The 15,124-nt window shown below is 69.5% G+C and carries 13 protein-coding genes; 12 read left to right on the top strand and 1 reads right to left on the bottom strand.

Annotated elements, in window-relative coordinates; genetic code table 11:
- Positions 1-32: 32 nt before the first annotated feature.
- Positions 33-1,034: a LacI family DNA-binding transcriptional regulator gene (locus OG252_RS49255; RefSeq protein WP_266448993.1), complete on the bottom strand. Its 1,002-nt coding sequence runs from the start codon at positions 1,032-1,034 to the stop codon at positions 33-35.
- 219 nt (positions 1,035-1,253) lie between these two features.
- Between OG252_RS49255 and iolC the strand changes: the two genes are divergently transcribed.
- From iolC to OG252_RS49195, 12 genes are all read left to right on the top strand, one after another.
- Positions 1,254-2,228 (top strand): 5-dehydro-2-deoxygluconokinase, encoded by a 975-nt coding sequence (gene iolC / locus OG252_RS49250; RefSeq protein ID WP_329345422.1) that lies wholly within the window; start codon positions 1,254-1,256, stop codon positions 2,226-2,228.
- A 4-nt stretch (positions 2,229-2,232) separates the two neighbouring features.
- Complete coding sequence (locus OG252_RS49245) at positions 2,233-3,105, top strand: Cgl0159 family (beta/alpha)8-fold protein (RefSeq protein ID WP_329344672.1); 873 nt, start codon at positions 2,233-2,235, stop codon at positions 3,103-3,105.
- Positions 3,102-3,980: a 5-deoxy-glucuronate isomerase gene (gene iolB / locus OG252_RS49240; protein ID WP_329344670.1), complete on the top strand. Its 879-nt coding sequence runs from the start codon at positions 3,102-3,104 to the stop codon at positions 3,978-3,980. Before OG252_RS49245 ends, iolB begins: the two co-directional genes overlap by 4 nt.
- Positions 3,977-5,854, top strand: coding sequence for a 3D-(3,5/4)-trihydroxycyclohexane-1,2-dione acylhydrolase (decyclizing) (iolD, locus tag OG252_RS49235; RefSeq protein WP_329344668.1), 1,878 nt, complete (start codon positions 3,977-3,979; stop codon positions 5,852-5,854). The genes iolB and iolD overlap by 4 nt, the downstream gene beginning before the upstream one ends.
- Positions 5,855-5,866: 12 nt before the next feature.
- Entirely contained in the window at positions 5,867-7,363 is a 1,497-nt protein-coding gene (locus OG252_RS49230; protein WP_329344666.1) for a CoA-acylating methylmalonate-semialdehyde dehydrogenase, read from the top strand.
- Positions 7,364-7,396: 33 nt separating this feature from the next.
- Positions 7,397-8,347, top strand: coding sequence for a TIM barrel protein (locus OG252_RS49225; RefSeq protein WP_266446675.1), 951 nt, complete (start codon positions 7,397-7,399; stop codon positions 8,345-8,347).
- Positions 8,348-8,356: 9 nt separating this feature from the next.
- A complete protein-coding gene (locus OG252_RS49220) occupies positions 8,357-9,778 on the top strand; it encodes a sugar porter family MFS transporter (protein WP_266446669.1) in 1,422 nt (473 codons plus the stop codon).
- A gap of 56 nt (positions 9,779-9,834) precedes the next feature.
- The gene (locus OG252_RS49215) at positions 9,835-10,851 is read left to right on the top strand and encodes a Gfo/Idh/MocA family protein (protein WP_329344663.1); all 1,017 of its coding nucleotides are present in this window, start codon (positions 9,835-9,837) and stop codon (positions 10,849-10,851) included.
- Positions 10,848-11,717 (top strand): sugar phosphate isomerase/epimerase family protein, encoded by an 870-nt coding sequence (locus OG252_RS49210; RefSeq protein WP_329344661.1) that lies wholly within the window; start codon positions 10,848-10,850, stop codon positions 11,715-11,717. The genes OG252_RS49215 and OG252_RS49210 overlap by 4 nt, the downstream gene beginning before the upstream one ends.
- Positions 11,718-12,080: 363 nt before the next feature.
- Entirely contained in the window at positions 12,081-13,085 is a 1,005-nt protein-coding gene (locus OG252_RS49205) for a sugar ABC transporter substrate-binding protein (protein ID WP_266446661.1), read from the top strand.
- On the top strand, positions 13,085-14,161 hold the full coding sequence (locus OG252_RS49200) for an ABC transporter permease (RefSeq protein ID WP_329344658.1): 1,077 nt from the start codon (positions 13,085-13,087) through the stop codon (positions 14,159-14,161). The genes OG252_RS49205 and OG252_RS49200 overlap by 1 nt, the downstream gene beginning before the upstream one ends.
- Positions 14,162-14,169: 8 nt before the next feature.
- The gene (locus OG252_RS49195; protein ID WP_329344657.1) at positions 14,170-15,051 is read left to right on the top strand and encodes an ATP-binding cassette domain-containing protein; all 882 of its coding nucleotides are present in this window, start codon (positions 14,170-14,172) and stop codon (positions 15,049-15,051) included.
- Positions 15,052-15,124 lie beyond the last annotated feature (73 nt).

Below are 15,124 nucleotides of genomic sequence, written 5' to 3'. Positions count from 1 at the left end.
GGTTCGGGCACCCCCAGGTGGAACCACGCAACTCAGGCCTGCGACTCCGGAGCCGGTCCGCTGGTCCCCCTGACCACCAGTTTCGGGTCCAGCACGGCCTCCCGCGGTGCCACATCCCCGCCTTCCAGCCGCTCCACGGCGAAGCGCACCGCGTGTTCCGCCATGAGGACCGCGTCCTGACGCACCGTGGTGAGGCCGATGGGCATCAGGTGGGACAGATGGCTGTCGTCGTAACCGACGACCGACATGTCACGGGGGACGTCGACCCCCGCCCGCGTCAGCGACATCAACAGCCCCCACGCGCACCGGTCGTTGCCCGCCAGGACCGCGGTCGGCAGGGGCTGCCCGCGGTCGCGCTCCGCCAGGAGCGACTGCCCCGTCTCGATGCCCGACAGCTCGGTGTGGTCACCGGGAACGACCCGCATCTCTGACTCCAGCCCATGACGGCGCATCGCGGCCCGGTAGGCACGCCGTCGGTCGGCCGACCCGGGGCCACGACCGCCGTCGATGTGCAGGATCCGACGGTGCCCCAGCTCGACCAGGTGATCCATGGCCTGTCGCACCCCCTTGCCCTCGGCCGAGTGCACGAAGTCGACGTGAGCGTGGGGCACCCGGCGACTGACCGACACGGTGACCGTGCGACGCCCGAGGTCGTCGAGGTAGGCGGCCTCCGCGTCGGAGCCGAGCAGGATCACCGCCTCGCAACGGTGGCCGAGAAGCGCCTCGATCGCCTTGGCCTCGTCCCGGCTCTGCGTGGCCGCGGAGAGCAGTACGTCGTAGCCGAGCCGTTCGGCCTCGGGGTAGATGCCCGCGATGAGGTCCGAGTGGAAGGTCTGGTGCACGGTGAACATCACGCCGAGCGTGCGGCTGCGGCCCCGGGCAAGCAGTCGGGCGGCGTTGTCGGGGTGGTAGCCGATCTCGTCGGCCACGCGCAGGACGCGTTCCCGGGTCTCCTGGCTGGCCCCCGGCTGGCCACGGAAAATGATCGACACGAGTGCCCTGGACACGCCCGCCTTCGCGGCGACGTCCGCCATCGTGGGCCGTTGCTTGGCCGACGCATCCACCTGTGAACCTCCCCCTTCGACGCGCCCCACCTTACGGTCGGCCGCGAAATCTCCCGGCAACAAGCTATTGACATGACATTTGGACAGGGCTCATCGTACTTGCCTAGAGCGCGCTAGTAGAGCGCGCGAGATCGAAATACATCCCCCGAGAACTTCCCGGTGTCTCCGGAGCGAAGGGAAACCAGCGTGATGCCGTTCGATGTGCTGACCATGGGCCGTGTGGGAGTGGATGTGTATCCGCTCCAGACAGGCGTGGGGCTGGCGGAGGTCACCTCGTTCGGCAAGTACCTGGGTGGCAGCCCGACGAACGTGGCCGTGGCCGCCGCCCGCTACGGCCGTTCGTCCGCCGTGATCACCAAGACCGGCCGGGACCCGTTCGGCGACTTCGTCCGCACGGCCCTGGACGGCTACGGCGTCGACAGCCGATTCGTCGGTACGTCGGACATCGCGCCGACCCCGGTGACGTTCTGCGAGATCTTCCCGCCGGACGACTTCCCGCTGTACTTCTACCGCTTGCCGAAGGCGCCCGACCTGGACATCGCTCCCGGTGAGCTGGACCTGGACGCCGTACGCGACGCCCGGATCTTCTGGGTGACCGGGACCGGGCTGAGTGAGGAGCCGAGCCGTTCGGCCACGCTGGCCGCGCTGGCGCACCGGGCGAAGGCCGGGCCGACGGTCTTCGACCTGGACTGGCGGGAGATGTTCTGGGCGGATCCGTCCCAGGCACACGCGCACTACACCGAGGCGTTGCGGCACACGACGGTCGCGGTCGGCAACCTCGACGAGTGCGAGATCGCCACCGGCGAGCGCGAGCCGTACGCCGCCGCGAAGGCACTGCTCGCCGCAGGGGTCGAGCTGGCGGTGGTGAAGCAGGGGCCCAAGGGTGTGCTCGCCATGGACCGGGACGGGTCGGTCGCCGAAATCCCGCCGGTTCCGGTGGAGGTGGTCAACGGGCTCGGCGCCGGTGACGCCTTCGGCGGCGCGCTCTGCCACGGCCTGCTGTCCGGCTGGGACACGCGCCGCACGGTGGCCTTCGCCAACGTCGCCGGCGCCATCGTCGCCGGCCGGCTGTCCTGCTCCGACGCCATGCCGACCGAGGCCGAGGTCGACACCAGGCTCCACGAGGCAACCCCCGCTCCCGCTCTCACTGATCGAAAGGCGTGACGCTGTGCTGTCCGACAACCTGAGCCGGATCGTGTCCGCCCGGGTGGGCGACCCCGGCGCCATCGCCGCGGCGGCCGCACGCCGGGTGAAAGCGACCTCGCTCCTCGGCGAGCACGGCAAGGCCATGATCATCGCCGCGGACCATCCCGCTCGCGGCGCCAACGGCGTCGGCGGAAACCCCACCGCCATGGCCGACCGCTTCGAGCTGCTGGACCGTCTGTGCGTCGCCCTGGAGCGCCCCGGCGTCACCGGAGTGCTCGCCACCGCCGACATCCTCGAAGACCTGCTCCTGCTCGGCGTCCTGGACGGCAAGAGCGTCTTCGGCTCCATGAACCGCGCCGGCCTCGCCGGCTCGGCCTTCGAGATCGACGACCGCTTCACCGGCTACGAGGCCGAGACGATCGCCGCGATGGGCTTCGACGGCGGCAAGATGCTCACCCGCATCGCCCTGCAGGACCCGGCCACGCCGTCCGTCCTGATGGAGACGGCACGCGCCGTCAACGAGCTCAACGACCGTCACCTCATCGCCCTCGTGGAGCCGTTCCTCTCCACCTGGCAGGACGGCAGGATCCGCAACGACCTCTCCCCCGACGCCGTCATCAAGTCGATCAGCATCGCCTCGGGGCTGGGCCGTCGTACCGCCTACACCTGGCTGAAGCTGCCGGTCGTGGCCGAGATGGAGCGGGTCCTGGCCTCTTCCACGATGCCGGCGCTCCTGCTGGGCGGCGAGGTCACCGATCCTGAGGCGGCCTTCGCCTCCTGGGGCAAGGCGCTCAAGCTCCCCACCGCGCAGGGCCTGGTCGTCGGCCGCTCTCTCCTCTACCCCGCGGGCGGCGACGTCGCCGGCGCGGTGGACAAGGCGGTGAGCCTGCTGTGACCGGGACGAGCAAGTACCACCTGCCCAGGGGGACTTCGGCCGACGGGCCCTACGACCTCCTGGTCACGCCGGAGTCGGCGGGCTGGGGACACTCCGGCCTCAGAATCCTGACCCTGAAGCCGGGCGAGGCACACGCCCTGTCCACCCAGGACTCCGAGTTCCTGGTCCTGCCGCTGGCGGGCTCCTGCACCGTCACCACGGACGGCAAGACCTTCGAACTCGCGGGCCGTACAAGCGTGTTCGCCTCCGCCACCGACTTCGCGTACCTGCCGCGCGCGTCGGAGGCCCTGATCAGCAGCGCAGACGGTGGGAGGTTCGCGCTGCCCTCCGCCCGTACCGAGCAGGGAGGTCACTCAGCTCGGTACGGGCGCAGGGAGGACGTCCCGGTCGAGCTGCGCGGTGCGGGCGCGTGTTCGAGACAGGTGAACAACTACTGCCTGCCGGGGACGTTCGAGGCCGAGCAGCTGCTGGTGTGCGAGGTGCTCACGCCGGGTGGCAACTGGTCGTCGTATCCGCCGCACAAGCACGACGAGGCCCGCCCGGGCGTCGAATCGGAGCTGGAGGAGATCTACTACTTCGAGGTCGCGGGCGAGAACGGCTTCGCCTACCAGCGGGTCTACGGCACCGAGGAACGGCCCATCGACGTGCTCGCCGAGGTCCGCTCCGGGGACACGGTGCTGATCCCGCACGGCTGGCACGGCCCCTCGATCGCCGCGCCCGGCTACGACCTCTACTACCTCAACGTCATGGCAGGCCCCGGCCAGGACCGCGCCTGGCTGATCTGCGACGACCCCGCGCACGGCTGGGTGCGGGCCACCTGGGAGTCCCAGGACATCGACGACCGGCTTCCCTTCGAAGGACTCGACGCGCAATGAACACCGTCCGACTCACCACCGCCCAGGCCCTCGTCCGCTTCCTCGCCAACCAGTACAGCGAGCGCGACGGCCAGGAGCAGCGCCTGATCCCCGGCGTCTGGGGCATCTTCGGGCACGGCAACGTGGCCGGGATCGGGCAGGCACTGCTCCAGGCCGCGGTCACCCACGAGGCCGACCTGCCCTACTACCTGGCGCGCAACGAGCAGGGCATGGTCCACGCCTCGGTGGCCTACGCGAAGATGCGCGACCGGCTGGCGACCTTCGCCTGCACGGCGTCGACCGGGCCCGGCTCGACGAACATGATCACGGGTGCGGCGCTCGCCACCACCAACCGCCTGCCCGTCCTGCTGCTGCCCAGCGACATGTTCGCCACCCGCGCCGCCGACCCCGTCCTCCAGCAACTGGAGGACACCCGCGGCGGGGACGTCACCGTCAACGACACCTTCCGCGCCGTATCCAAGTACTTCGACCGCATCACCCGTCCCGAACAGCTGATCCCGGCCGCGCTCGCCGCCATGCGGGTACTCACCGACCCGGTCGAGACCGGCGCCGTCACCCTCGCGCTCCCGCAGGACGTGCAGGCGGAAGGCTTCGACTGGCCGGTCGCCTTCTTCCGGCGCCGGGTGTGGCATGTGGGCCGCCCGGTACCGGAGCCGGCCGCGATCGAGCGGGCCGCGATGCTGCTGCGGAACGCGAAGAAACCGCTGATCGTCGCCGGCGGCGGCGCCGTCTACTCCGGCGCCGAGACCGAGCTGCGGGCCTTCGCCGAAGCCACCGGCATCCCGGTCGCCGACACCCACGCCGGCAAGGGCGCCGTGCCCTGGGACCACCCGTACGCGGTCGGCGGCATCGGCTCGACGGGCTCGTACGCGGCCAACGAGCTGGCTCGCGAGGCCGATGTCGTGCTGGGAATCGGCACCCGCTACTCCGACTTCACCACCGCCAGCCACACCGTCTTCGGCAACCCCGACGTCACGTTCATCAACCTCAACGTCGCCCGCCTGGACGCCGTCAAGCACTCCGCCGAGCCACTGGTCGCCGACGCGCGATCAGGCATCCAGGCCCTCGCCGGGGCGCTGACGGACTGGGAGGTGGAACCGTCGTACCGACAGCGGACCCGCCAACTGATCGCCCGCACCAGGGAGATCGAAGACCAGTGCTTCAACGTCGGCCATGGCCCCCTGCCCGCCCAGACCGAGATCATCGGCGCACTCAACGACGTCCTCGACGACCGCGCCGTCGTGATCAACGCGGCCGGCTCCATGCCGGGTGATCTGCAACAGCTGTGGCGGGCCAGGGATCCCAAGGCCTACCACGTGGAGTACGCCTACTCCTGCATGGGCTACGAGGTCGCCGCCGGCGTAGGCGCGAAGATGGCCGACCCGTCGCGCGAGGTCGTCGTCCTCGTCGGTGACGGCTCCTACCTGATGATGGCTCAGGAAATCGTGACCATGATCGCCGAGGGCCTGAAAGTCATCATCGTCCTCGTCCAGAACCACGGCTTCGCCTCCATCGGCGCCCTGTCGGAGTCGCTCGGCTCACAGCGGTTCGGCACCAAGTACCGCTACCGCGACGGTGATTCGGGACAGCTCGACGGCGACGTACTCCCCGTCGACCTCGCTGCGAACGCCTCCTCGCTCGGTGCGGACGTCCTGCACGCCTCATCCGTCGAGGAGTTCCGTACGGCGATGGAAAAGGCGAAGGCCGCCCACCGCACCACCGTCGTGCATGTCGAGACCGACCTGTACGGGCCCCACCCGCCCGGACACGGCTGGTGGGACGTCCCGGTCAGTGAGACCTCCGCCCTGGACTCCACCCGCACCGCGTACGAGACGTACGCCGCTCACAAGCTCGCCCAGCGGCACTACCTGTAAGGAAACCTCCACGTGAACACCATCCCCCACTGGATCAACGGCTCCCCCGCCACCGGCACGGTCCAGCAGACCGCGCCCGTGTTCAACCCGGCCACCGGGCAGGAGCAGGCTCGGGTCGTCCTCGGCTCGGCCGCCGATGTGGACGCCGCGGTCCTCGCCGCCTCCCACGCCTTCGAAACCTGGTCGGAGTCGTCGCTGTCGCAGCGCACTCAGGTGATGTTCGCCTTCCGTCAACTCCTCGTCGAGCACGAGGAAGCACTGGGCCGGATCATCTCCGCCGAACACGGCAAGACCGTCGACGACGCCCGCGGCGAGATCACCCGCGGCCGAGAGGTCGTCGAGTTCGCCTGCGGCCTCGGCGACGTACTGAAGGGCTCCTTCTCCGACCAGGTCTCGCGCGGCGTCGACGTGCACAACTTCCGCCAGCCACTCGGCGTCGTCGCGGGCATCACGCCCTTCAACTTCCCCGCGATGGTCCCGCTGTGGATGCACCCGATGGCCATCGCCACCGGCAACACGTTCCTGTTGAAGCCCAGCGAGCGGGACCCGTCCGCCGCCAACTTCGTCGCCGAGCTCTACAAGAAGGCGGGCCTCCCGGACGGCGTCTTCAACGTCGTGCACGGCGGCAAGGACGCCGTCGACGCCATCCTCACCCACCCCGGCATCGAGGCAGTCTCCTTCGTCGGGTCGACCCCCATCGCCAAGTACGTGCACGAGCAGGCCACCGCGCACGGCAAGCGCGTCCAGGCCCTCGGCGGCGCCAAGAACCACGCCGTCGTCCTGCCGGACGCCGACCTCGAGTTCGCCGCCAACCACATCACCGCCGGCGCCTACGGCTCGGCCGGCGAACGCTGCATGGCCGTGTCGGTGGCCGTCGCGGTCGGCGCCGCGGCAGACGCTCTGGTCGAGGTGCTGGAGCGCAAAGCCCGGGAGGTGAAGGTCGGCCCCGGCGACGCCCCCGGCGTGGAGATGGGCCCGCTGGTCACCAAGGCCGCGCAGGAACGCGTCGAGAACGCCGTCGGCACCGCCGCCGCCCAGGGCGCCACCGTCGTCGTCGACGGCCGTGGGCTGAAGGTCGACGGACACGCGGACGGCTTCTTCACCGGCCCGTCCCTGCTCGACCACGTCACGACCGAGATGGACGCCTACAAGGAGGAGCTGTTCGGACCGGTCCTGGCGATCGTCCGCGCCGCATCCCTCGACCAGGCCATCGACCTCATCAACGCCAACCCCTACGGCAACGGCACCGCCCTGTTCACCGCCTCCGGCGAAGCGGCCCGCCGCTTCCAGCGCCAGGTCAAGGTCGGCATGATCGGCGTCAACGTGCCGGTGCCCGTGCCGATGTCGTACTACTCCTTCGGCGGCTGGAAGGACTCCCTCATCGGCGACTCCCCCGTCCACGGCCCCGAGGGCATTCGCTTCTACACCCGCCCCAAGGTCGTCACCACCCGCTGGCCCCAGCCCGCGCAGCAGGTCAACGCCGGCTTCAACTTCCCCACCTCCAGCTGAAGGCCCCCACCCCTCCCCCGCAAAGGACACGCCATGGCAACGGCGCCATCCCCGCTCCGCATCACCGCAGGCAACCTGTGCCTGGGCTCGGCCCCCGACTCCTGGGGCATCTGGTTCCCCGAGGACGAGCACCAGGTGTCGTACACCCGCTTCCTCGACGAGCTGGCCGCGGCCGGATACACGTGGCTGGAGCTCGGTCCCTACGGCTATCTCCCCACGGACCCGCAGCGGCTGAAGGAGGAACTGGACGCCCGCGGCCTGAAGGTGTCCGGCGGCACCGCGTTCGGTGCGCTGCACCGCCCGGAGGCCTGGGACGAGATGCTCGCCCATGTCCGCCAGGTCGCGGCGCTGACCGCCGCCGCGGGCGCCCACCACCTTGTCCTCATCCCGCCGATGTACCGGGACGAGAAGACCGGCCAGTTCACCGAGTCGCCGGAGCTGACCGCCGGGCAGTGGGCGGGCTTCGGCCGGAACGCCGACCGGCTGGGCAGGCTGCTGCTGGACGAGTACGACGTACGGCTCGTCGTCCACCCGCACGCCGACAGCCACATCCAGACCCAGCCGGAGATCGAGCGGCTGCTGAACGAGTCGGACTCCCGCTACACCAACCTCTGTCTGGACACCGGACATGTGGCCTACGGCGGCGGCGACAACCTCGACCTGATCCGCCGCTTCGGTGAGCGGGTGGGCTACGTGCACATCAAGCAGATGGACCCGGCCGTGCTCGCCCAGGTCGCCGCCGAGGACCTGTCCTTCGGTGAGGCCGTCAAGCGGGGGGTGTGCGTCTCGCCTCCCGCGGGCGTGCCGGACCCGGCCGAGGTCGTGGCCGAACTCGCCGAGCTCGACGCCGAGTTGTTCGTGATCGTCGAGCAGGACCTGTACCCGTGCGCTCCCGAGGTGCCGCTGCCCATCGCGGTCAGCACCCGTGAACACCTGGCCCGCTGCGGGCTGACGGGTACCCGGCGCCCGACGCTCGACCGGTAGGAGGTGCCCATGGACGTCAGGGACGACACCACACAGGCCACCCGGGCCGCGGACGACACTCCGCCGACGGTCTCCCGGCGGCTGCGGCTCATCACCGTCATCGCCACCTTCGGCGGACTCCTCTTCGGCTACGACACCGGCGTCATCAACGGCGCCCTGCCCTACATGACCGACGACCTCGGTCTGACGCCCTTCACCGAGGGCATGGTCACCAGCTCGCTGCTGCTCGGCGCCGCGCTCGGCGCGGTCACCGGCGGGCGCCTGTCGGACGCGCGCGGACGGCGTCGTACGATCCTGGTCCTCGCCGTGGTGTTCTTCGTCGGGGCGCTCGGCTGCACGCTCGCGCCGAACACGGCGGTCATGGTCGTGGCCCGGTTCGTGCTCGGCCTCGCGGTCGGCGGCGCCTCGGTGACCGTGCCGGTCTACCTCGCCGAGGTCTCCCCCGCCGAGCGGCGCGGCGCACTCGTCACCCGCAACGAACTCATGATCGTCAGCGGTCAGTTGCTCGCCTTCACCTCCAACGCGATCATCGCCCGGGTCGGCGGAGAGTCCGGCGGTGTGTGGCGCTGGATGCTCGTCCTCGCCACCGTTCCGGCCGTGGTGCTGTGGTTCGGCATGCTGGTGATGCCGGAGAGCCCGCGCTGGCTGGCCTCGCAGACCCGCTTCGGCGAGGCCCTCGACGTGCTCAAGCAGGTGCGGTCCCGGCAGCGGGCCGAGGCCGAGCTCGCCGAGGTGTCCGCCCTCGCCGTCAAGGAGGAGCGGGAGAAGCTCGGCGGCTGGCAGGACATGCGGGCCACACCCTGGGTGCGCAGGCTGATGTTCGTCGGCTTCGGCATCGCGATCGTGCAGCAGATCACCGGCGTCAACACGATCATGTACTACGGCACCCAGATCCTCACCGACGCCGGCTTCGCCGCCGACAGCGCCCTGACCGCCAACATCGCCAACGGCGTGATCTCGGTGCTGGCGACCTTCGTCGGCATCTGGCTGCTGGGCCGGGTCAATCGCCGTCCGATGCTGATGGCGGGTCAGATGGGTACGACGGCCGCACTGTTGCTGATCGGCGTGTTCTCCCTGGTGCTGCCCTCCGGCGACGGCCGCGCCTACGCGGTGCTCGCCATGACCGTCACCTTCCTCGCCTTCCAGCAGGGCGCGATCTCGCCGGTGACCTGGCTGATGCTCTCGGAGATCTTCCCGATGCGGATGCGCGGCTTCGGGATGGGCGTGGCGGCGGTGGTGCTGTGGCTGACCAACTTCGCGATCGGACTGGTCTTCCCGTCCCTGGTCGACGGGATCGGGATCTCCAACACGTTCTTCCTCTTCGTGGCGGCGGGCGTCCTCGCCCTCACCTTCGTCAAGCGCTACGTCCCCGAAACCAGGGGACGGTCCCTGGAAACCCTCGAAGCCGAACTCCGTACGCGCTTCTCCTGACTCCCCTGTTCTCCGGGCCAACAGCGGCCCGAAGACCGCAGAAAGGACCACCACGCATGACTGTGCGCGTAGGCGTCATCGGCGCCGGCTGGATCGGCAAGGAACACATCCGGCGCCTCACCGACACCGTGACCGGCGCCCGCGTCACCGCGGTCACCGACATCGACGCCGCCCGCGCCGCGGAGGCAGCGGCGCCGGTCGGCGCCCGGGTGCTGCCCGACGGCGCGGCCCTGATCGCGGCGGACGACGTCGACGCCGTCCTCGTCACGTCCTGGGGCCCGACCCACGCCGAGCACGTGCTGAGCGCGATAGCCGCCGGGAAACCGGTGTTCTGCGAGAAGCCGCTGGCCACGACGGCCGAGGACTGCCTGAAGATCATCGAGGCCGAGACGGCACACGGCCGCCGCCTGGTCCAGGTCGGCTTCATGCGCCGCTACGACGCCGGATACCGGCAGATGAAGCAGGTCATCGACTCCGGCCGCATCGGCGAACCGCTGATCGTGCACTGCGCCCACCGCAACCCGACCGTCCCCACGGCGTACACCTCCGCCATGGCCGCCCTGGACACGGCGGTGCACGAGGTGGACGTGCTGCGCTGGCTGCTCGACGACGAGATCATCTCCACCCAGGTGGTCACTCCGCGCCCCACGAGCAAGCGGTTCGCCCACCTCAAGGACCCGCAGATCATGCTCTTCGAGACCGCCAAGGGCGTCCGCATCGACCTGGAGGTCTTCGTCAACTGCCAGTACGGCTACGACATCCAGTGCGAGGCGGTCGGCGAGGAAGGGCTGGTCCGACTGCCCGACCCGGCCGCGGTCGGCCTGCGCACCGCGGGACAGCACAGCACGGAGGTGCTCACGGACTGGGTGGGCCGCTTCGCGGACGCCTTCGACACGGAGTTCCGCGAGTGGATCGCGGGTCTCGCCGCCGGCCATGAGCCCACCGGCCCCTCCGCGTGGGACGGCTACGCCGCCACCGTCATCACCAGCGCGACCGTCGAGGCCCTGGAGTCGGGCCGCGTCGTCGCCACCGACCTCAAGCCCCGCCCCGCCTTCTACGGAGGTGCCGCGTGAAGATCGCCCTCGACCCGTACATGTTCCGCGCCCTGCCGATCGACGACATGGTGCGTACCGTGGCCGACCTCGGCTACGAGTACATCGAGTTGTCGCCCCGCGACGACTTCATGCCGTTCTTCCTGCACCCGCGGGCGGACGACGAGCGGATCGCCGAACTGAAGAACTCGCTGCGCGCGCACGGGGTGAAGCTGTGCTCCGTGCTTCCGCTGTACAAGTGGTCGTCGCCCGACGAGACCGAGCGGCTGGCCGCCGTGCGGTACTGGAAGCGGATGATCGAGATCACCGCGGACCTCGAATGCCCGCTGATGAACTCGGAGTTCAACGGCCGCCCCGAGCGCGCCGCCGAGAGCGAGGCCGCGTTCTGGCGCTCGACGGAGGAGCTCCTGCCGATCTTCGAGCGGGAGGGTATCGCCCTCAACCTGGAGGCCCACCCGGACGACTTCTGCGAGGAGAACACCCCCGCGGTCGACCTCGTCCGTGCGATCAACAAGCCGTGGGTGAACTACCTCTACTGCGCCCCGCACAGCTTCCACCTCTCGGGCGCCTCGCAGGTCGGCGCGGACATCGCGGCGATGATGCGCTACGCCGGCGACAAGCTCCAGCACGTGCACATCGCCGACTCCTTCAACCACAAGGGCTCCTCGGGCCTGCGTTACATCCTCAACCCACCTGGCACCACGGCCCGTATCCACCAGCACCTCGACATCGGCCAGGGCGAGGTCGACTGGGACGCCTTCTTCGGCACCCTGCGCGAGTTGAACTTCGACGGCGTCGCCACCGCCTGCGTCTTCGCCTGGGAGGAACGGGCCCACGAGTCCTCCGCGTTCATGCTCGACCGCATCACCAAGGAACTGGTCGCCTGAACGAGACCTGTGTGTCTCCAGGACCGCGGTAGGGGCGAGCCACCCGTAGCTGTACGGCTCCACCGCGGCTCCACGCAACAACCTGCGAACTGTGTCGATACGTCCTGACAAAGTTATTGACATCACCGATGGCTCGATCCATAGTACGAGCCACTAGAGCGCGCTAGTAAAGCGCTCTAGCCCGGGACACACCCTTCGTCACGGTTACGGGCCCACCAGCTCAGGCTTCCGTCGCGGGACCTCCCCGCCACCAGCCCGCGTCCGCCATCCACTCGGCCGCAGGGACCGGCCCACCCGCACCCGAAGCCGCTCCACACCATCCAGCACAACCCATCCTGACCAGCACAGTGAGGTGCGAGGGACATGCACAGACACCAACGAGCCGCCACCCTGACCGCCGTAGTTCTCACCGGCGCACTGCTCGCCACCGGGTGCTCCAGCAGCTCCGGCGGGAAGAAGGCCGAGGAAGGCGGAGACGCCGCCTCCGCGGGCAAGGCCACCACTCCCCGCATGACCGTGGCAGTGATCACCCACGCCGCCCCCGGCGACACCTTCTGGGACCTCATCCGTAAGGGTGCCCAGGCCGCCGCCGCCAAGGACAACATCAAGCTCGTCTACTCCAGTGACCCCAACGCCGGAAACCAGGCCAACCTGGTGCAGAACGCGATCGACCAGAAGGTCGACGGCATCGCGCTCACCGCCGCCAAGCCCGACGCGATGAAGGACGTGGTCGCCAAGGCCAGGGCGGCCGGCATCCCGGTCGTCGGCTTCAACTCCGGGGTGGACGACTGGAAGAGGCTCGGCATGCTCGAGTACTTCGGCCAGGACGAGAACATCGCGGGCCAGGCCTTCGGCGAACGCCTCAACGAGCTCGGCGCCAAGCACGCCCTGTGCGTCATCCAGGAGCAGGGACAGGTCGCGCTGGAGGCCCGCTGCGCCGGACTGAAGAAGGGCTTCAGCGGCAAGACCGACACCCTCTACGTCAACGGCACCGACATGCCGTCCGTGAAGTCGACGATCACCGCCAAGCTCAAGCAGGACTCCTCCATCGACCAGGTGGTCACCCTCGGCGCCCCGATCGCGCTCACTGCCGTGCAGTCCCTGTCCGACGCCGGAACCAAGGCCAAGATCGCGACCTTCGACCTGAACAAGCAACTGGTCAAGGCTGTCCAGGACGGCACGATCGAGTTCGCCGTCGACCAGCAGCCCTACCTCCAGGGCTACCTCGCCGTCGACGCCATGTGGCTCTACAAGAACAACGGCAATGTCAGCGGCGGCGGCACCGCGCCCGTCCTGACCGGCCCGGCCTTCATCACCAAGGACAACGCCGACAGCGTCGCCGAGTTCGCCGCGAAGGGCACCCGGTGATGAGCGTGACCCCGCACGCCGAGCCGGCGGTGACCACACCGCCGGCCCCCGGCCCGGAGCAGACCAACGGCCGGACCTCTCAACGGCCCCTCGCGCTGCGGCTGTTGGCCCGGCCCGAGGTCGGTGTCCTGCTCGGTGCCGTCGCGGTGTACGTGTTCTTCCTGATCGCGGCGCCGCCGGTGCGTGACGGCGGCTCGATGGCCAACGTCCTGTACCAGTCGTCGACGATCGGGATCATGGCGCTGCCGGTCGCGCTGCTGATGATCGGCGGCGAGTTCGACCTCTCGGCCGGCGTCGCCGTGATCACCTCGGCGCTCACCGCGGCCATGCTCAGCTTCCAGCTGACCACGAACGTGTGGGTCGGTGTGATCGCCGCGTTGATCGTGTCGCTGGCGGTCGGCTTCTTCAACGGCTGGGTGATGGTCAGGACGGGGCTCCCCAGCTTCCTGGTCACCCTCGGCACCTTCCTGATCCTCCAGGGCGCCAACCTCGCGGTCACGAAGCTGATCACCGGCAACGTGGCCAGCGACGACATCAGCGACATGGACGGCTTCGACCAGGCCCGGGAGCTCTTCGCCTCGTCCTTCGCGGTGGGCGGAGTCCAGGTCAAGATCACCATCGTGTGGTGGCTGGTCTTCGCGGCACTGGCGACCTGGGTGCTGCTGCGCACCAAGTACGGCAACTGGATCTTCGCGGTCGGCGGCAACAAGGAGTCCGCGCGGGCCGTCGGTGTGCCCGTGACCTTCACCAAGATCTCCCTGTTCATGCTGGTCGGCTTCGGCGCCTGGTTCGTCGGCATGCACCAGCTCTTCTCCTTCAACACCGTCCAGTCCGGCGAGGGGGTGGGCCAGGAGCTCATCTACATCGCCGCGGCGGTCATCGGCGGCTGTCTGCTGACCGGCGGCTACGGCTCGGCGATCGGCCCCGTCTTCGGCGCCTTCATGTTCGGCATGGTCCAGCAGGGCATCGTCTACGCAGGCTGGAACCCCGACTGGTTCAAGGCCTTCCTCGGCGTGATGCTCCTCGGCGCCACCCTCATCAATCTGTGGGTCAGCCGCGCGGCGACCCGGAGGTGACCAGCTTCATGACAACCACCCACGACATCGCATCCGAAGACGCCCCTGTCGTCGAGTTGAAGGCCACGGGCAAGTCGTACGGCAACATCCGTGCCCTGCACGGCGTCGACCTCCAGGTGCACCCCGGCAAGGTCACCTGCGTGCTCGGCGACAACGGCGCCGGCAAGTCCACCCTCATCAAGATCATCTCCGGGCTGCACCAGCACACCGAGGGCGACTTCCTCGTCGACGGCACCCCCGTGCGCTTCTCCACCCCGCGCGAGGCCCTCGACAAGGGCATCGCCACCGTCTACCAGGACCTCGCCGTCGTCCCCCTGATGCCGGTCTGGCGCAACTTCTTCCTCGGCTCCGAGATGACCCGCGGCCCCTGGCCCGTCCGCCGCCTCGACATCGAGAGGATGAAGAAGACCGCCGACGAGGAACTGCGCAACATGGGCATCGTCCTCGACGACCTCGAACAGCCCATCGGCACCCTCTCCGGCGGCCAGCGCCAGTGCGTCGCCATCGCCCGCGCCGTCTACTTCGGCGCCCGCGTCCTCATCCTGGACGAGCCCACCGCCGCTCTTGGCGTCAAGCAGTCCGGCGTGGTGCTCAAATACATCGCCGCCGCCCGCGACCGCGGCCTCGGCGTCATCTTCATCACCCACAACCCGCACCACGCCTACATGGTCGGCGACCACTTCAGCGTCCTGCGCCTGGGCACCATGGAACTGTCCGCCGACCGCAGCCAGGTCAGCCTGGACGAGCTCACCAACCACATGGCCGGCGGCACCGAACTCGCCGCCCTCAAGCACGAACTGGCCCAGGTCCGCGGCGTCGACGTCGAGGAACTCCCCGAGGAGAAGGACCTCACCGCACCCGTCGCGACCACCGCGCCAGAAGGCGTGTGAAGTCGTGACAGCCGGCTATGTCGGTGTCATGGCGGACAGCTCCGGCAGCTCACTGGCTCGCGCCGCACGCCGC

Origin of the sequence: Streptomyces sp. NBC_01352 (assembly GCF_036237295.1) — a bacterium.
Lineage (GTDB): Bacteria > Actinomycetota > Actinomycetes > Streptomycetales > Streptomycetaceae > Streptomyces > Streptomyces plumbiresistens.
The sequence above is the reverse complement of the archived record's forward strand: the minus strand, read 5'-3'. Positions and strand labels throughout refer to the sequence as shown.